Annotated in this window: 18 protein-coding genes; 15 read left to right on the top strand and 3 right to left on the bottom strand. The window is 64.1% G+C overall.

Annotation, left to right across the window (positions count from 1 at the left end; genetic code table 11):
- Positions 1 to 125 precede the first annotated feature (125 nt).
- Both H143_RS0100495 and H143_RS0100490 read left to right on the top strand, forming a co-directional pair.
- The gene (locus H143_RS0100495; protein WP_155803274.1) at positions 126 to 527 is read left to right on the top strand and encodes a helix-turn-helix domain-containing protein; all 402 of its coding nucleotides are present in this window, start codon (positions 126 to 128) and stop codon (positions 525 to 527) included.
- The gene (locus H143_RS0100490; protein WP_019936261.1) at positions 524 to 1960 is read left to right on the top strand and encodes a type II toxin-antitoxin system HipA family toxin; all 1437 of its coding nucleotides are present in this window, start codon (positions 524 to 526) and stop codon (positions 1958 to 1960) included. The genes H143_RS0100495 and H143_RS0100490 overlap by 4 nt, the downstream gene beginning before the upstream one ends.
- A 27-nt stretch (positions 1961 to 1987) precedes the next feature.
- On the opposite strand, the gene H143_RS0100485 is transcribed toward H143_RS0100490, so the two are convergent.
- From H143_RS0100485 to H143_RS0100475, 3 genes are read right to left on the bottom strand one after another with little or no spacing between them, the layout of a single operon-like run.
- Positions 1988 to 2797, bottom strand: coding sequence for an N-acetylmuramoyl-L-alanine amidase (locus H143_RS0100485; RefSeq protein WP_155803272.1), 810 nt, complete (start codon positions 2795 to 2797; stop codon positions 1988 to 1990).
- 34 nt (positions 2798 to 2831) lie between these two features.
- Positions 2832 to 3554: an SAM-dependent methyltransferase gene (locus H143_RS0100480; RefSeq protein WP_019936259.1), complete on the bottom strand. Its 723-nt coding sequence runs from the start codon at positions 3552 to 3554 to the stop codon at positions 2832 to 2834.
- Complete coding sequence (locus H143_RS0100475; protein WP_033365292.1) at positions 3551 to 4162, bottom strand: Maf-like protein; 612 nt, start codon at positions 4160 to 4162, stop codon at positions 3551 to 3553. The genes H143_RS0100480 and H143_RS0100475 overlap by 4 nt, the downstream gene beginning before the upstream one ends.
- 132 nt (positions 4163 to 4294) lie before the next feature.
- On the opposite strand from H143_RS0100475, the gene H143_RS0100470 reads away from it, so the two are divergent.
- From H143_RS0100470 to lepA, 13 genes are all read left to right on the top strand, one after another.
- Positions 4295 to 4915 carry a YceD family protein gene (locus tag H143_RS0100470; protein ID WP_019936257.1) on the top strand — a complete coding sequence of 207 codons (621 nt, stop codon included), beginning with the start codon at positions 4295 to 4297 and terminating at the stop codon, positions 4913 to 4915.
- A 70-nt stretch (positions 4916 to 4985) separates the two neighbouring features.
- Complete coding sequence (gene rpmF / locus H143_RS0100465; RefSeq protein WP_019936256.1) at positions 4986 to 5168, top strand: 50S ribosomal protein L32; 183 nt, start codon at positions 4986 to 4988, stop codon at positions 5166 to 5168.
- 72 nt (positions 5169 to 5240) lie between these two features.
- Positions 5241 to 6299, top strand: coding sequence for a phosphate acyltransferase PlsX (gene plsX, locus H143_RS0100460; protein ID WP_026349588.1), 1059 nt, complete (start codon positions 5241 to 5243; stop codon positions 6297 to 6299).
- Positions 6300 to 6310: 11 nt separating this feature from the next.
- Positions 6311 to 7285, top strand: a complete 975-nt coding sequence (locus H143_RS0100455; protein WP_033365750.1) for a beta-ketoacyl-ACP synthase III — start codon at positions 6311 to 6313, stop codon at positions 7283 to 7285.
- Between the two features lie 37 nt (positions 7286 to 7322).
- Positions 7323 to 8255 (top strand): ACP S-malonyltransferase, encoded by a 933-nt coding sequence (fabD, locus tag H143_RS0100450; RefSeq protein ID WP_019936253.1) that lies wholly within the window; start codon positions 7323 to 7325, stop codon positions 8253 to 8255.
- Positions 8256 to 8262: 7 nt separating this feature from the next.
- Complete coding sequence (fabG, locus tag H143_RS0100445; RefSeq protein WP_019936252.1) at positions 8263 to 9006, top strand: 3-oxoacyl-ACP reductase FabG; 744 nt, start codon at positions 8263 to 8265, stop codon at positions 9004 to 9006.
- A gap of 174 nt (positions 9007 to 9180) precedes the next feature.
- Positions 9181 to 9420 (top strand): acyl carrier protein, encoded by a 240-nt coding sequence (gene acpP / locus H143_RS0100440; protein ID WP_019936251.1) that lies wholly within the window; start codon positions 9181 to 9183, stop codon positions 9418 to 9420.
- A 178-nt stretch (positions 9421 to 9598) separates the two neighbouring features.
- A complete protein-coding gene (gene fabF / locus H143_RS0100435; protein WP_019936250.1) occupies positions 9599 to 10828 on the top strand; it encodes a beta-ketoacyl-ACP synthase II in 1230 nt (409 codons plus the stop codon).
- 98 nt (positions 10829 to 10926) lie between these two features.
- On the top strand, positions 10927 to 11526 hold the full coding sequence (gene rpoE / locus H143_RS0100430) for an RNA polymerase sigma factor RpoE (RefSeq protein ID WP_019936249.1): 600 nt from the start codon (positions 10927 to 10929) through the stop codon (positions 11524 to 11526).
- A gap of 10 nt (positions 11527 to 11536) precedes the next feature.
- The gene (locus H143_RS0100425) at positions 11537 to 12082 is read left to right on the top strand and encodes a sigma-E factor negative regulatory protein (protein WP_019936248.1); all 546 of its coding nucleotides are present in this window, start codon (positions 11537 to 11539) and stop codon (positions 12080 to 12082) included.
- 59 nt (positions 12083 to 12141) lie between these two features.
- Positions 12142 to 13191 carry a MucB/RseB C-terminal domain-containing protein gene (locus H143_RS0100420; RefSeq protein WP_019936247.1) on the top strand — a complete coding sequence of 350 codons (1050 nt, stop codon included), beginning with the start codon at positions 12142 to 12144 and terminating at the stop codon, positions 13189 to 13191.
- A gap of 182 nt (positions 13192 to 13373) precedes the next feature.
- Positions 13374 to 14900, top strand: coding sequence for a DegQ family serine endoprotease (locus tag H143_RS0100415; RefSeq protein WP_019936246.1), 1527 nt, complete (start codon positions 13374 to 13376; stop codon positions 14898 to 14900).
- Between the two features lie 118 nt (positions 14901 to 15018).
- Positions 15019 to 16812: a translation elongation factor 4 gene (lepA, locus tag H143_RS0100410; protein WP_019936245.1), complete on the top strand. Its 1794-nt coding sequence runs from the start codon at positions 15019 to 15021 to the stop codon at positions 16810 to 16812.
- Position 16813: the final 1 nt, after the last annotated feature.

The raw sequence follows: 16813 nt of genomic DNA, 5'->3' as shown, positions 1-16813 counted from the left end.
TCAGGTGCCATAATGGCCTATTAAAGTAGGTATTTTTATTTTTTGACTACTTTAATATTCCATTTAATTGACGGAACTGGCCTAATAAAGTAGGGTTTACGTAATAAATCCTGCTTTGTTAGGCCATGAAATCCTTATTCGATCTCGCTGAACTCCTACGTTCGCGGCTCAAAGCTCAAGGCATCTCTCAGCGCGTGCTGAGCACGCGGGCAGGGCTTGCCCGCCGCACCCTGGAAAACATGCTGAGCGGGCGTGTGGATTACAAGGTCACCACGCTGATTGCCGTGCTCGACCGCCTGGGGCTGGAACTGGTGATCGTGCCCCAGGAAGCCGCGCCGGGGCTGGCCGATCTGGCTCCCCATACGCAGGCCCAGGCTGCCGTCAAGACCCGGCTGCAGGCCGCGCGCGAGGCACTGCAGGCACGCTTGGCCGCCGGGCATGCCCCCCGTGCCCTTTCCTCCGCGCTTCTGGCTTCCCAGAAGGGGGCTCCTGTTCTGGAACGCTCCGCCGGCAAGAAAAAATCATGAACGTCAAAGCGCTGGCTATCCACCTGGGCCGGTTTCGCGTCGGCGTGCTGTTCCAATACGCCGCAGCCGCAAGCCATGTCGTCACCCGTTTCGTGGTGGACGACGCCTTTGCTTCCAATCCTGATCAGCCCATGGTTTCGCTCTCCATGCTGGCCGACGATGCCCAGACTCAGCGCGCGCTTTGGGCCGACGTCCGTTCGCCGATTTTCAACGGCCGGTACAGCCCGGAAAATGGCTGGCTGCTGCCCGCTTTCTTCCAGAACCTGCTGCCCGAGGGCGTGTTTCGCGACCGAGTCGCCGAACTGCGCGGCTGCGATCCCAAGGATCACTTCGAGATGCTGGCGGCCTGCGGTCGCGATCTGCCGGGCGACCTTGCCGCGCAGCCCGTGGACCTAACGCGCTCTGCGCTCGCCCGCTATGTGACGCAAGATGCGGATGCCCTGGAAATGACGGTCACCGCCGAACCTCTGGAAGAGGGCATATCGCTCTCCGGCGTGCAGCCCAAGCTCGGCGTGCAGTTCGAGTCGGGCCGCTACGTGGGCCGTACCCGGTTGCGGGATGCACAGATCATCGCCAAGCTTCCGGTGGTCGGCCAGCCCCTGCTGCCGCAGCTGGAGGCCCTGTCGCTGCACCTGGCCGAAGCAGCCGGCGTGGCGGTAGTCCAGGCGCACCTGGAGCCTCTGGAAAAACTCCAGGTCGAGCACGGCTACGATCTCGGCGAGGTCGAGGCGAAAACGCAATTTCTCGCCGTCACCCGCTACGACCGTGACGCAAGCAGCAATCCGGCCGCGCGCGTGCATTGCGAGGATTTTGCCCAGATCCTGGATGTCATGCCCGAGCAGAAAAATACCGGCGGCACCTATCTGGACGTGGCCAACATCATGATGGCTTTTCCATCCCTGGGCGAGCCTGCTGTGCATGAACTGCTGCGCCGCCTGGCGGTCAACGAAATGCTGGGCAATCCGGATATGCACCTGAAGAATATTGGTGTGATCTATCCGGACGGCAGGACGCCGCTGCTGCCGCCTGCCTACGACATCGTGGCCTATGCCGCCTACAACAAGCGGATAGGCCACGCACTGCATATTTTGCCGCCGGATCGCCAGTCGCCGGATCGCCGGCCGCCGGATCGCCGGCCTCCCGATTCCGGCAGATCCGCGGCCAAGCCGAAAATGTCCGCGGCCGCGGCGCAGGCCGGTCAGGCCGCGAAACCGGGACTGAGTCCCGCGGTCGTGCGCGAATTCTGCGCGCTGCTCGATATTGCGGAAAAACCCGCCGCGGCGGCCGTACGTCAGGCCGTTGCCGCCGCTGTGCGCCAGTGGCCGGCCATGATCCACGATTCCGGGCTGACCGTCGCGCAGAAAGAAAAGCTGCTCGCGCACTTTCTGGCTCACCCGCTGGTGGCTTCGCTGATGCGCCGACGCGTCAGGTAGGACCCGGGCTTCGTCTTCCGGAACAATTTATTTCATTGTCATCATGATTGCCGCCGTCTGCGCATCCGGCTCGCCATCGTAGTTCGACGGACGGTAATGCATCTGAAACGCCGCGATCACGCGCCGCGTGGCGGGCGTGAGCAGTCCGTCCTGCGGGCAGTCGTAGCCCAGGCGCCGCAGTTGCTGCTGGAACCATGCCACACCGGGCAGCGGCCCGGCCTGCAACTGCACCCGTGTTGCTGTCTCGGCCGCTTCATCGTACCAGCGTCCCAGGCCTTGCTGCGCCAGCAGGCGCCAGGGAAACAGGGGGCCCGGATCGACCTTGCGCTGTGGCGCGACGTCGCTGTGCGCCACGATATTCTGCGGTTCGATGGCGTTGCGTTGCACGATGTCGCGCAGCAGAGGGATCAGTGTGCGGATCTGACCCCGCGTGAAGGGTTGCCAGGTACCGGTGCTGTTGCCCAGGTTGACGATCTCGATGCCGACCGAGCTGTCATTGAGCGCGATCTCGCCATACCAGGAACTGTCGCCGGCATGCCAGGCCCTGCGTGTCTCGGGCACCAGCTGGTAGACGTGCGGCGGTTTAGAGTCGGTGATCAGGTAGTGGGCGCTGACGTCCTGCGTGGACAGCACGCGCAGCGATTCGGCCGCGGGCAGGGCCGTGTAGTGCAGTACTACGTAGCGTACACGGCTGTCCTGCGCGACGGCGTGTATCGAGTGGTCGATGGGCACAGGGCCGGTGGCACAGCCGGACAGGGTGGCCGCAAGGCAGGCCGCCATGACGGCCGCGGCGCGTGCAACGGCGCGTGGGATAGTGTGTCGTATGCCGTTTGGCATGATTGCTGCGGGTCCAGGGCTGTGCGTCATCACATCAGCGGGCTAGGAACAGAAATAGTGTGGGCTTCCTGTCCAGATCGGGCGCGGGCATCCGCTTCCATTCGGTCACGGTGCGCGTTTGCACCAGTTCGTCCTCGGAAGTGAGCGAGCGGGCGATGCACAGGCGGGTGTCGCCGCGCAGGGCGCTCAGCAGGGTCTTGAACATGGCGGCGTTGCGATAGGGAGTTTCGATCAGCATCTGCGTCTGGTCGTGTTTGGCCGAATGCTGCTCCCAGGTGCGTAACTGCCTGGCGCGCTCGGTCGGGTCCACCGGCGCGTAGCCATGGAAGGCAAAGCGCTGGCCGTCCAGGCCGCTGGCCATGAGGCCCAGCAGAATGGAGGACGGTCCTACCCAGGGCCGCACGGCCAGGCCTTGCCGGTGAGCTTCGGCCACGACGCGCGCGCCGGGGTCGGCCACGGCCGGACAGCCTGCTTCCGATACCAGGCCGACTTCGGCCCCTGCGCGCAGGGGCTTGAGCCATTGCGTGATCTGGTCCGCATCGATGTCGGGCGACAGGGTGTGGATGGTGATTTCCTGCAGGGGGCGGACAGCGCCTACCTGCTTGAGGAAGGCGCGCGCCGTCTTGGCGTTTTCGGCGATATAAGTGTCGAGCCGCGCCGCCAGGACGCGCACATCGTCGGGCAGCCAGCGGGTCGCGGGCGATTCGCCCAGGCCTACGGGTATCAGGTGCAGGGCGCCGCCGTCTGCCGCGCTCATGCCTGTGCTCCAGCATGCTGCAGCGGATCCAGGCCGAACGAAACCAGCATGCCCGTGAGCGCGATCAGCGGCAGGCCGATGATCGCGGTGGGATCGTCGCTGCGCATGCTTTCCATCAGGGCGATGCCCAGACTCTCTGCCTTGGCGCTGCCGGCCGTGTCATAGGGCTGCTCGGCATGCAGGTAGGCTTCGATGGCAGCCTGCGTAAGAATACGGAAACGGCAGTAGGTGACAATATCGGTGCGTTCCACGCGGACGCCGTCGGTTACGGCCAGGGCGCTGTGAAACTGCACCTCCCGTCCCGACAGGCGGGTAAGTTGCTCCAGGGCGCGCTCGAAATTGCCGGGCTTGCCTATGGGTCGACCGTCCACGGTGGCCACCTGGTCCGAACCGATGACGACGGCCCCCGGACGGCCTGCCGCTACGGCCTGGGCTTTTTCCACAGACAGGCGCAGCGCCAGGTCGGCGGGCGTTTCGCTCGGACGGGGGGTTTCGTCGATGTCGGGCGACACGGCGCAAAAGGGCAGGCGCAGGCGGGCGAGCATCTCGCGACGGTAGCGCGAGCTGGAGGCCAGGATCAGAGTTGGCGTATTAGAGGCTACGGACATGCTGTTTTTTGACAATTGGTCGTAAGTCACGGTATTATCTAATGTTTTTACAAGCTTTGTCTGGCTTGGCATTTGGCTGTGCGGAGCAAGAGGGCTGTGCGCAGCAAGAGGGGAAGACCCGGGGAAAGCCCAATGGTGGCTAGAAATTTGGCCGATCCACGCAATATCGATGTCTTTGCCTTGGCAAAAAGTGCCGACCTGGTTTCGGGTGAAATAGCGCTTTCACGCTTTATGCGGCTATGCGCAGGATTGCCGGAGCAAGAGGGTCGGGTGGTCTGGCAGGTGCAAGGCTCGATGGGGCAGGGTACCGGCAAGACTGGCGTGATTTCTGGTCAGCCGCTTTTGCATATGCATGTGCGGGCCGATCTGCTCCTGGATTGTCAGCGCTGCGGGCAGCCTTTGACCTTCGCGGTGGATGCGCAGTCCGCGCTGCAGTTGGTCCAGTCTGATGCGGATCTGGATGATGTGCTTGGCATTTTGCAGGAAGATGAGGGTTCGTTCTTCGATGACGAAGACGAGGAAGATGATGTTGCTGCGGCGGACCCCTCCTCGGGGGGCTACCCCGAAAAAGTAGTGGGTTCGCGGCATTTCGACCTGTTGGCCCAGGTCGAGGACGAGCTGATATTGAACGTCCCCTATGTGCCCCGGCATGATGTATGTCCGGGCGCGCAGGCCAGCGCCGCGGCGGAGCAAGAACCCGCCGAACGTCGCCCGTCACCGTTCGCGGTGCTCGAGCAGCTCAAGCGCAAGTAATTTGTAAACATAGATAGGTATTTTTCACGGACTGCTTCGCGTACAATGCGGCCCGTTTCAAGGAGTCATCATGGCTGTTCAGCAAAACAAGAAGTCCCCGTCCAAGCGTGGCATGCACCGCTCGCACGATTTCCTGGTCAATCCGCCCAGCGCGGTTGAACCCACGACCGGCGAAGCGCATCTGCGCCACCATATCAGCCCCAACGGTTTCTACCGTGGCCGCAAGGTTCTGAAGACCAAGGCCGACGAGTAAATCGTCGCCCACATTTGCGGCTTCGTGCGTAGTGTTTATGCGTACATTCGGCCGAACTGATTGAAGTTTCCCGTGATACGCATCGCCATCGATTGCATGGGCGGCGACGCCGGGCTGCCTGTAACCATACCGGCCGCTGTCGAATTCGCCCGGCAGTTTCCGGATACCCGGCTGTTGCTGGTCGGCTTGGCCGACCAGATTGAGGCTGCCCTGGCCGGGCAGCGCAACGTGCCGCGCGATCGCATCGAGATCGTGCCTGCTTCCGAAGTCGTCGCCATGGACGATTCGGTCGAGATCGCGCTGCGGCGCAAGAAGGATTCCTCCATGCGCCTGGCCGCCCAGGCCGTCAAGGACGGTCGCGCCGACGCCTGCGTCTCGGCCGGTAATACCGGCGCCTGGATGGCCATCTCGCGCTATGTGCTGAAAACCTTGGATGGCATCGACCGCCCGGCCATCGCCACTTCGCTGCCCAACCAGAAGGGAACCGCCACCACGGTGCTCGATCTGGGGGCCAATGTCGACTGTTCGGCCGAGCATCTGTTGCAGTTCGCCATCATGGGTTCGGCCCTGGCTCAGGCGCTGGACCATCGCGAGTCGCCCAGCGTGGGCCTGCTCAATATCGGCGAAGAAGTCATCAAGGGCAACGAGGTCGTCAAGGAAGCCGCCGAACTGCTGCGCGGCAGCCAGCTCAACTTCTACGGCAACGTCGAAGGAAACGATATTTTCAAGGGCACGGTCGACGTGGTCGTTTGCGACGGTTTCGTGGGCAATGTGGTCCTGAAGGCCATCGAAGGCCTGGCCAGGATGCTCTCGGGCGTGATCCGCGAAGAATTCAAGCGCAATTGGCTGACCTTGCTGGCCGGGGCATTTTCCCTGCCGGTGATCGGACGCCTGCGCAAGCGCGTGGATAATCGGCGTTACAACGGCGCGGCCCTGCTGGGCCTGCGCGGTGTAGTCATCAAGAGCCACGGTTCGGCCGACGTCTACGCCTACGGCTTTGCTCTGCAGCGGGCGCGCGAGGCCGTGGTCAGTAAACTCCTGGAGCGCACGGCCCGCGCCGTGGCGCAGATAACCAAACGCCATCAGGCCTGCGGCGAGACCGCGCCCGGCGAAGCAGGGACCCAGGCATGATCAATACTCCCATGACTTATTCCGCGATCGCGGGGTCGGGCGGTTTTCTGCCCGAACGCGTCGTATCCAACGACGCCCTGGCTGCCGATCTGGCTGCGCACGGTGTCGAGACTTCCGACGAATGGATTGTCGAGCGTACCGGCATCCGCCAGCGCCACCTGGCCGAGCGCGGCGTGACGACCAGCCAGTTGGCCACCGAGGCCGCGCGCCTGGCCCTACAGGACGCCGACCTGCAAGCCAGCGACGTCGATCTCATCATCCTGGCGACTTCCACGCCCGATTTTGTGTTTCCCAGCACTGCCTGCCTGGTGCAAGCCAATCTGGGTATATCCGGCGGCGCGGCGTTCGACGTGCAAGCCGTCTGCAGCGGTTTCGTCTACGCGCTTACCATCGCGGATAGCTTTATCCGGACCGGTCGCGCGCGCTGCGCGCTCGTAATAGGCGCCGAAGTCTTTTCGCGCATCCTCGACTGGAACGACCGTAAAACCTGCGTGCTGTTCGGCGACGGTGCCGGCGCGGTGGTGCTCAAGGCTGCTCAGGAGCCAGGCATCATGGCCGCGCAGTTGCATGCCGACGGCAGCCTGGCCAAGATCCTGAACGCATCGGGCAACGTGGCCTACGGGGAAGTGACGGGAGATCCCTTCCTGCGCATGGATGGCCAGGCGGTGTTCAAGCAGGCCGTCACAGTGCTTGAGCGTTCGGCGCGCGCCGTGTGCGACGAAGCGGGTTTACAGGTTTCGGACCTGGACTGGCTGGTGCCGCACCAGGCCAATGTGCGCATCATCAATTTTCTGGGCCGCAAACTCGGCGTGCCTACCGAGCGCGTGGTGGTCACGGTCGACCGGCATGCCAACACCTCGGCCGCCAGCGTGCCGCTGGCGCTGGACGCCGCGCGTCGCGACGGCCGCATCCAGGCTGGCCAGACGGTGTTGATGCAAGGCGTGGGCGGCGGCTTCACCTGGGGCTCCGTGCTGGTCCGCATGTGAGCCGGCACGCAGAGGTAAAACGAGACGGGGCACATTCATGAAAATCGCATTTGTTTTTCCCGGCCAGGGGTCGCAGTCGGTCGGCATGCTTGATGCCTGGGCCGGCAATGCCGCCGTGACCGATGTGCTGGCCCGCGCCAGTGCGGCGCTGGGCCAGGACCTGGGCGCCCTGATCGCTCAGGGGCCTGCCGATCAGCTCAACCTCACCACCCATACGCAGCCCGTCATGCTCGCGGCTGCCTATGCCTGCTACGCCGCCTGGACGGTCGCCGGCGGCCGCAGGCCCGACGTCATGGCCGGCCACAGTCTGGGCGAGTACACCGCCCTGGCGGCCGCGGGTTCCATGGCTCTTGAAGACGCCGTTCGCCTGGTGCGCGTGCGTGCCGATGCCATGCAGACCGCCGTGCCGGTGGGTACGGGTGGCATGGCCGCCATCCTGGGCCTGGACGACGATGCCGTGCGTGCCGCGTGCGCCCAGGCGGCACAGGGCGAAGTAGTCGAAGCAGTCAATTTCAACGCGCCGGCCCAAGTGGTCATCGCCGGCCACAAGACGGCCGTCGAGCGCGCCTGCGAAGCCGCCAAGGCCGCAGGCGCCAAGCGCGCCCTGCCGCTGCCGGTGTCGGCGCCGTTTCACTCGAGCCTGCTCAAGCCCGCCGCCGATGTACTGGCCGGCGCGCTGAGCAAAATCCCAGTGTCCGCGCCGTCCATTCCGGTCATCAACAACGTCGATGTAGCCCAGGCCGGCGACCCTGCCGCAATCCGCGACGCGCTGGTACGCCAGGCCTGGCATCCCGTGCGCTGGGTCGAAACCATCCAAGCCATGAAGGCGCAGGGCGTCACCCACGTGATCGAGTGCGGTCCCGGCAAGGTGCTGACCGGCCTGGTCAAACGCATCGACGGCGACCTCGTGGGCCTGTCCATCGCTGACCCCGCCTCTTTGGAAGCCGCTCTGGCGACCCTGAAAAGCTAAGGAATATATGAGCACTTCCGAACTGCAAGGCAAGATCGCGCTGGTTACCGGCGCCACGCGCGGTATCGGCCGCGCCATCGCGCTGGAGCTGGCCCGCCGCGGCGCCACCGTGGTCGGCACGGCCACTTCCGAGTCGGGTGCCAAAACGGTGCAGGACGCGCTGGCCCCCATGGGCGGCCGCGGCGTCGTGCTGGACGTGACCGATGCGACCGCCTGCGATGCCCTGATCGAGGAACTGACCAGGCAGGGCGGCCCGAATATTCTGGTCAACAACGCCGGCATCACCCGCGACGGCCTGGCCATGCGCATGAAGGATGATGACTGGTCCGCCGTGATCGATACCAACCTGTCGGCGCTGTTCCGCCTTTCGCGTGGGGCGATGCGCCCCATGATGAAGGCCCGCTGGGGCCGCATCATCAACGTGACCTCGGTCGTCGGAGCCAGCGGCAACGCCGGCCAGGCCAACTATGCCGCCGCCAAGGCGGGCGTGGCGGGCATGGCGCGCGCGCTGGCGCGCGAACTGGGCAGCCGGGCCATCACCGTCAACTGCGTGGCCCCGGGTTTCATCGATACCGACATGACGCGCGTGCTGGGCCAAGAGCAAACCGCCTCGCTGATCCAGCAGATTCCGCTGGGTCATCTGGGCCAGCCGGAAGATATCGCTCATGCGGTGGCTTTCCTGGCCAGTCCGCAAGCTGGGTATATTACGGGTACAACGCTGCATGTTAACGGCGGAATGTATATGCAATAACGTCGAAATGTCGCCGGTAAAAGAAATTTAGCGATATTTTGCCCTGATCCCGCAGCCACACCACCGTGCTGGCCGACCGTCAGGCCAGGCGTGCGGGACAACAACTGAGCCAGTGTGATTTATTCCACGCTTGGCTATAATTCGCGGGGTTTTTTCCCGTTACTGGAGATCTGCATGGAAAGCATCGAACAGCGCGTCAAGAAGATCGTCGCTGAACAACTTGGCGTCAACGAAGCCGAGATCAAGAACGAGTCCTCTTTCCTTGACGACCTCGGTGCCGATTCGCTCGACATGGTCGAACTGGTCATGGCGCTCGAGGACGAATTCGAAACCGAGATCCCCGACGAAGAGGCAGAGAAGATCACGACGGTGCAACAGGCCATCGACTACATCAACTCGCACAGCAAGCAATAAGTCTGTCAGCTATCCATCATGCCGCGCGTCCGGAATAATCCCGGACGAGGCGGGTGCGGGGCGGTTTCAGGAGTTTGCCGGGCGGACCTGGTGCCATGCAGAGGCCTAGCGGCCTGCTGCGCGGCCATCCGTTGGGCAAATTCCGAGAGCCGCCTTTGTTTTGTTTTAGGAGTCATCCGTGAAGCGACGCGTCGTCATCACCGGGCTGGGTATCGTATCTCCCGTGGGTAACGATATTCCCACCGCCTGGGACAATATCGTCAACGGACGTTCGGGCATTACCCGCATTACGCGCTTCGATTCTTCGGCGCTGACGGCGCAAATCGCCGGCGAGGTCAAGGGCTTCGACGTTACGCAGTACCTGTCGGCCAAGGATGCTCGCCAGATGGATACGTTTATCCATTACGGCCTGGCCGCGGGCGTGCAGGCTTGGCGCGACAGCGGTCTGGAGGTCACCGATGCCAATGCCGAGCGCATCGGCGTGATCGTGGGTTCGGGCATCGGCGGCCTGCCGCGCATCGAAGAAACCAACGCCGAGATGCTGGCCAAGGGACCGCGCCGCATTTCGCCCTTCTTCGTTCCGGGTTCGCTGATCAACCTGATCTCGGGCCATCTGTCCATCATGTATGGCTTGAAGGGGCCGAGCTATGCGGTGGTGTCGGCCTGCACGACAGGCCTGCACAGCATCGGCGACGCCGCTCGTCTGATCGAGTACGGCGATGCCGACGTGATGGTCGCCGGCGGCGCCGAGGCCACCGTATCGCCCTTGGGCGTCGGCGGCTTTGCCGCCATGCGTGCGCTGTCCACGCGCAACGACGATCCCGCCACGGCTTCGCGTCCTTGGGACCGCGACCGCGACGGCTTCGTGCTAGGCGAAGGCGCGGGCGTGCTGGTGCTGGAAGAATACGAACACGCCAAGAAGCGCGGCGCGCGCATCTACGGCGAATTTGCCGGCTACGGCATGAGTTCCGACGCGCACCACATCACCGCGCCGGACCGGGACGGCCCGCGCCGCGGCATCGTCAATGCCCTCAGGAACGGCGCCATCAACCTCGATCAGGTCGACTACGTCAACGCCCATGGCACCTCTACGCCGCTGGGGGACAAGAACGAAACCGAGGCGCTCAAGCTGGCTTTCGGCGATTACGCCAAAAAGCTGGTGATCAATTCGACCAAGTCCATGACGGGCCACCTGCTGGGGGCTGCCGGCGGCATCGAGGCCGTGTTCACCACTCTGGCGGTGCATCACCAGATTTCGCCGCCCACCATCAATATCTTCAACCAGGACCCGGAATGCGACCTGGATTACTGCGCCAACCAGGCGCGGCCCATGAAGATAGACGTGGCCCTGTCCAACTCCTTCGGCTTCGGCGGCACCAACGGCTCGATGGCCGTACGTCGTATCTGAGCCGGCCGGAGCGTACGGACCCGATGAGTGTGCCGGGCCGCTCGCGGGTGCCCATTCCTCTTCGGGGGAATGGCGTCCAGGGTCAAAAGGGGTAATGAGTGAGCGAGCGCGACGCCGACGCCGAGCTGGTCGCACGCGTGCAACGCGGCGACAAGCAGGCGTTCAACCTGCTGGTCATCAAGTACCAGCGCAAGATCCTGCGGCTGCTGTCCCGCATGATCCGCGACCCCGCCGACATCGAGGACGTCGCCCAGGAGGCCTTCATCAAGGCCTATCGGGCGTTGCCGCAATTTCGCGGCGAAAGCGCCTTCTACACCTGGTTGTACCGCATTGCCATCAATACGGCCCGCAATTGGTTGTCATCTGTCGCCAAGCGCCCCAGTGCGCCCAATGCACTCGAAAGTGAGGACGGTGAAACTTTTAACGAGACGGACAGCCTAAGCGATATTAGTACGCCGGAATCCATGGCCGCCAGCCGCGAGATCGCCGAAACAGTGAATGCGGCAATCGAGGAACTCCCCGAGGATCTGCGCAACGCCATTGTCCTGCGTGAAATCGAAGGTATGAGCTACGAAGACATCGCCCAGACCATGGGCTGCCCCATCGGTACGGTGCGCTCGCGCATTTATCGTGCGCGTGAAGCCATCGCCCGGCGGCTTCGCCCTATCCTGGATACCGATGCCCAACGTCGCTGGTAAGGAGTTTCCCATGCAATCTGTCGCTTCCCCCCCCGTCCCGGAAGACCCCCGCGACGACGCTCTCTATGTCCAGGTTTCGGTCTGGATGGACGGTGAATTCGAAGGCGATCTGCCCGATATCCTGGCCACGCCACAGGGGCGGCAAGCCTGGGATACCTATCATCTGATCGGCGACACGCTGCGCAGCGGCGATCTGGCCTTGCCTGCGGGTGCCGCTTTCCAGGCCCGTGTGCTGCGGGCGCTGGAGGCCGAGCCGGCCATCGTGGCGCCCGCAGTACCCGCTGGCGCCGCCAGCAGGCGCCATCGCCTGCGCATGGCCCTGTCCGGGCTGGCTGTGGCCGCCGCCGTCGCCACCGTGGCCTGGATGATCCAGCCTTATCTGGGGGGCAGCAGCTCCGCAGGCAGCCCGGCCGTGGCCGATGCGACCTCGGCAGGCCAGGGCAATACGGCCACCCTGGACGAAGCCAGCCTGCACGATTACCTCGAAGCGCATCGCCAGCTCGCCGGCCCCACCGCCGTGCGCCAGGTTTCCTTCGACATCGGGACGAGCCATTGAGTGCCCTCGGCCAGTCCGGGCGCACCGTCCGGCCATCGCGCCGGGTCTGGGCCGCAGGCATGCTGGTCTGCGGCGTCCTGGCAGGCGGCGGCGCCCTGGTCAGACCGGCCGCTGCCGCGCCGCAGCCTGCTGCCCATGCGGTCCCGGCCACCTCCGCCGACGATATCGGCCGTCTGGCCGACAGTCCCGCCCAATTGCTGGCCTACATCCAGGCGGCGTCCAGAAACCAGGACTACGAAGGCGTTTTCATGTACCAGCAGGGCGAGAACACGCAGTCGTCTCGCATGGTGCATGTGGTCGATGCCAGCGGCGAGCGCGAGCGCGTCGAGACGTTGGACGGCCAGCCGCGCATCTATCTGCGGCACAATGATGACGTCCAGTATCTGCAGCCCGACCGCAAGATCGTGCGCCGCGACAGCCGGCATACCGTGCGATTTCCGGGGCTGCTGCAGCGCGGCCCCGCCCAGGTGCTGGGCCATTACAAGCTCAAGGTGCTCGACAGGCTGAACCGCGAGGCGGGCCGCGAGTGCCGCGTCGTGCTGCTGGAGCCGCGCGATGCGCTGCGCTACGGCTTGCGGCTGTGCGTCGATACCCAAACCGGTCTGCTGCTCAAGGAGCAGACGCTCGATTCCGCGCGACGCATTGTCGAGCAGGTGAGCTTTTCTTCGGTGCGTCTAGGCAAGGACGTGGACCCCGCGCGCGTCGACTCATCCTGGGATACGGGCGATTGGAAGGTGCTGCAGCCTTCCATGAAGCCGATCGACCTGCTTGCCCAGGGCTGGCGCATCGCCATGCCCGAAGGCTTCAAAGCCATCTTGGAAGTGGCGCGGCAGATAGGGCCGGCCTCGGGCGGTGCCCCGCATGTCGTCAGCCAGATGGTGCTCTCCGACGGACTGGTCGCCATTTCTCTTTTCATCGAACCCTACGATGCCAGCAGACATCGCCATCCGCCGGCCGGCCCCATCCGCCATGGAGCCATCAACATCTATGGCCGGCGCGTGGCCGGCTATTGGCTTACCGCCCTGGGCGAAGTTCCCATCGTTACGCTTGAGCGCCTGGCCAACTCTGCCCGCTACATCGCCAAGCCGCCTGCCGGGGCGGCGCACTGATTGCATTCGCGACGCGCTCAAATGTGAGATGCCAGCATGGCTGGCGGGCATAGAGTCCGAAACCCATATCAGCCGGTGTCGCGGATTTTGTCCCTATCGCTTTCTGCACTAGACTTTGCCGACTGATTTGGCGGCCCGTTGCCGCGCACTTGCGCGCCGCGGGCCATTTCGGAGCCGTTCTGATGTACTTCACTTCTGTATCCATACCGCTGACGCGCCGCGTCGCCGCGTTCGCCGCCGCAACCGTCCTGTCGCTGGCGGGCATCGCGCCCGTGCAAGCTGCCGAGCAGCATGCCGCTGCGGCGACAACCGCCGCCACGCCCGCGCCGCTGGTCAATCTGCCGGACTTCACGCCCATCGTCGAAAAAGCCGACCCGGCGGTGGTCAACATTCGCACCACGGCTACCGTGTCGCTGCATGGCGGCCCCGGCGGAATGGATCCGTCCGATTTGTTCCGCTTCTTTTTCGGCCCGGATTCTCAGGGGCAAGGCGGCGCGCAACCCGGCCAGGGGCAGCGCAAGGCACCCAAGACCCAGCCGGCGCCGCAAGAGCGCGTCGTCCCGCAAGGCGTGGGCTCGGGCTTCTTCATTTCCAGCGACGGCTACGTACTGACCAACTACCACGTCATCGACGATGCTACCGACATCTACGTCACTCTGAATGATGGCCGGGAATTCAAGGCCAAGGTCGTCGGCTCGGACAAGCAAACCGATGTGGCGCTGCTCAAGATCAACGCCAAGGGCATGGCAACCCTGCCCATCGGCGATTCCGACAAGATCAAGAAAGGGCAGTGGGTGCTGGCCATAGGCTCGCCCTTCGGCCTGGACTCCACCGTGACGGCGGGCATCATCAGCGCCATCAATCGCGACACGGGCGACTACCTGCCCTTCATCCAGACCGACGTGGCGGTCAACCCCGGCAACTCGGGCGGCCCGCTTATCAACATGCAGGGCGAGGTCATCGGCATCAATTCTCAGATCATCTCGCGCAGCGGCGGCTTCATGGGCATTTCGCTGGCCATCCCCATCGACGATGTCATGCGGGTCGTCAACCAACTGCGCACGTCGGGCAAGGTTACGCGCAGCCGCATCGGCGTGCAGATCAGCGAGGTGTCCGACGATGTGGCCAAGGCCTTGGGCCTGCCCAAGGCCGAGGGCGCCATGGTGGGCAGTGTCCAACCCAAGAGCCCCGCCGAGACGGCGGGGGTACAGCCGGGCGACGTCATCACGGCCTTCAATGGCGCTCCGGTCAAGCGCTGGTCCGATCTGCCACGCATGGTGGGCGATCTCAAGCCGGGTACGACTGCGGCGCTGCAAGTCTGGCGCAAGGGCAAGAGCATCAAGCTCGAGGTTAAGGTGATCGAGATCCAGGCTGCCAAGCAGTCCGGCGCCGACAGCCAGAGCGGCGATCAGGGCAAGAAAGAGCCCTCGACCGATAACCTGCTGGGTCTGGGGGTGGTTGATGTGCCGGCCGATCAGTTGAACAAACTGAGCATCAAAGGCGGCGCGCTGGTGCGCGAGGTCACGGGCCTGAGCGCCGATGCCGGCATCCAGCCGGGCGACATCGTCCTGGCCATCAACAACACCGACATCGCCGACGCCGCAGCCTTCGCCAAGGTGGTGGCCAAGCTGGACAAGCACAAGGTGGTGGGCGTCCTGGTGCGCCGCGGCGGACAGGTGCAGTGGGTGGCCATCCAACCGGAAAAGTAAGGTCGTCAGGGGATAGGTTTGGCCCATGCGGTAAAATGATGGGTTAATCCCAAAAAGGGACGGGTTGCCTCTTTTACAAGAAAGCAGGCAAGCCGCCTCGCACATCCGTACGGCCTTCATGCAGCACATCCGCAATTTTTCCATCATTGCCCACATCGATCACGGCAAATCGACCCTGGCCGATCGCCTGATCCAGCGCTGTGGTGGATTGGCCGATCGCGAGATGTCCGCCCAGGTGCTCGACTCGATGGACATCGAGCGCGAGCGCGGCATCACCATCAAGGCCCAGACGGCCGCCCTGCAGTACAAGGCGCAGGACGGCAAGGTCTACAACCTCAACCTCATCGACACCCCGGGGCACGTGGACTTCTCGTACGAGGTCAGCCGCTCGCTCTCGGCCTGCGAAGGCGCGCTGCTGGTGGTGGACGCCTCGCAGGGCGTCGAGGCGCAGACGGTGGCCAATTGCTACACCGCCATCGAACTGGGCGTGGAAGTGCTGCCGGTGCTCAACAAGATGGACCTGCCGCAGGCCGATCCGGAAGGCGCGCGCCAGGAGATCGAGGATGTCATCGGCATTGACGCCGCCGATGCCGTGCCCGCCAGCGCCAAGACGGGCATGGGCATCGACGAGATCCTCGAAGCCATCGTGGCCAAGGTGCCCGCGCCCAGGGGGAATCCGGCCCAGCCGTTGCAGGCATTGATCATCGACTCCTGGTTTGACAACTACGTGGGCGTGGTCATGCTGGTGCGCATCGTCAACGGCGTGCTCAAGCCCAAGGACAAGCTTCTTTTCATGGCCTCGGGCGCGACCCACCTGTGCGAACAGACCGGCGTGTTCACGCCCAAGTCGCAGCCGCGCGATCTGCTCTCGGCAGGCGAGGTGGGTTTCGTCATCGCCGGCATCAAGGAGCTGGCCGATGCCAAGGTGGGCGACACCATCACCCTTGCCGGCAAGCCCGCGTCCGCGCCGCTGCCCGGTTTCAAGGAAGTCAAGCCGCAGGTGTTCGCGGGCCTGTATCCGGTGGAAAGCTCCGAATACGACCAACTGCGCGACTCGCTGGAAAAGCTCAAGCTCAACGACGCCGCGCTGCAGTTCGAGCCCGAGGTGTCGCAGGCACTGGGCTTTGGTTTCCGCTGCGGCTTCCTGGGCCTGCTGCACATGGAGATCGTGCAGGAGCGCCTGGAGCGCGAATTCGACATGGACCTCATCACCACCGCGCCGTCGGTGGTGTACGAGGTCGAGCAGCGCGACGGCGAGATCATCCGGGTCGACAGTCCCTCCCGCATGCCCGAAGTGGGCAAGATCCTCGACATCCGCGAGCCCGTCGTCAACGTCACGCTGTTCATGCCGCAGGAATACGTGGGCCCGGTGATGACGCTGTGCAACAACAAGCGCGGCGCCCAAGTGGACATGAACTACTCGGGCCGGCAGGTCATCCTCAAGTATGAGATTCCGCTGGCCGAGATCGTGCTCGACTTCTTCGACAAGCTCAAGTCGGTGTCGCGCGGCTATGCGTCCATGGATTACGAGTTCCTGGAATACCGCTCCGGCGACGTGGTGCGGGTCGACCTGCTCATCAACGGCGACAAGGTCGATGCGCTGGCCATGATCGTGCACCGCTCGAACGCGCGCTACCGCGCGCGCGAGGTGGTGTCCAAGATGCGCGAGCTGATTCCGCGCCAGATGTATGACGTGGCGATCCAGGCCGCCATCGGCGCCGAGGTGATCGCCCGCGAGAACGTCAAGGCGCTACGCAAGAACGTTCTGGCCAAATGCTACGGCGGCGATATCTCCCGCAAGAAAAAGCTGCTGGAAAAGCAGAAGGCCGGCAAGAAACGCATGAAGCAGGTGGGCAGCGTCGAAATCCCGCAGGAGGCCTTCCTGGCCATCCTCCAGGTCGAAGACAAATAAG

The sequence above is a fragment of the Bordetella sp. FB-8 genome (genome assembly GCF_000382185.1).
Taxonomy (GTDB): Bacteria; Pseudomonadota; Gammaproteobacteria; order Burkholderiales; family Burkholderiaceae_B; genus Bordetella.
This window is presented reverse-complemented; position numbering and strand designations above follow the sequence as displayed.

Excerpts from the sequence above, each read along its gene's own strand:
- H143_RS0100490 (WP_019936261.1), top strand. The coding sequence starts at position 524 with ATGAACGTCAAAGCGCTGGCTATCCACCTGGGCCGGTTTCGCGTCGGC.
- H143_RS0100455 (WP_033365750.1), top strand. The coding sequence starts at position 6,311 with ATGACTTATTCCGCGATCGCGGGGTCGGGCGGTTTTCTGCCCGAACGC.
- H143_RS0100475 (WP_033365292.1), bottom strand. The coding sequence starts at position 4,162 with ATGTCCGTAGCCTCTAATACGCCAACTCTGATCCTGGCCTCCAGCTCG.
- H143_RS0100420 (WP_019936247.1), top strand. The coding sequence starts at position 12,142 with ATGCTGGTCTGCGGCGTCCTGGCAGGCGGCGGCGCCCTGGTCAGACCG.
- H143_RS0100480 (WP_019936259.1), bottom strand. The coding sequence starts at position 3,554 with ATGAGCGCGGCAGACGGCGGCGCCCTGCACCTGATACCCGTAGGCCTG.
- rpmF (WP_019936256.1), top strand. The coding sequence starts at position 4,986 with ATGGCTGTTCAGCAAAACAAGAAGTCCCCGTCCAAGCGTGGCATGCAC.
- H143_RS0100415 (WP_019936246.1), top strand. The coding sequence starts at position 13,374 with ATGTACTTCACTTCTGTATCCATACCGCTGACGCGCCGCGTCGCCGCG.
- fabG (WP_019936252.1), top strand. The coding sequence starts at position 8,263 with ATGAGCACTTCCGAACTGCAAGGCAAGATCGCGCTGGTTACCGGCGCC.
- H143_RS0100425 (WP_019936248.1), top strand. The coding sequence starts at position 11,537 with ATGCAATCTGTCGCTTCCCCCCCCGTCCCGGAAGACCCCCGCGACGAC.
- fabD (WP_019936253.1), top strand. The coding sequence starts at position 7,323 with ATGAAAATCGCATTTGTTTTTCCCGGCCAGGGGTCGCAGTCGGTCGGC.
- H143_RS0100485 (WP_155803272.1), bottom strand. The coding sequence starts at position 2,797 with ATGCCAAACGGCATACGACACACTATCCCACGCGCCGTTGCACGCGCC.
- lepA (WP_019936245.1), top strand. The coding sequence starts at position 15,019 with ATGCAGCACATCCGCAATTTTTCCATCATTGCCCACATCGATCACGGC.
- acpP (WP_019936251.1), top strand. The coding sequence starts at position 9,181 with ATGGAAAGCATCGAACAGCGCGTCAAGAAGATCGTCGCTGAACAACTT.
- H143_RS0100470 (WP_019936257.1), top strand. The coding sequence starts at position 4,295 with ATGGTGGCTAGAAATTTGGCCGATCCACGCAATATCGATGTCTTTGCC.
- H143_RS0100495 (WP_155803274.1), top strand. The coding sequence starts at position 126 with ATGAAATCCTTATTCGATCTCGCTGAACTCCTACGTTCGCGGCTCAAA.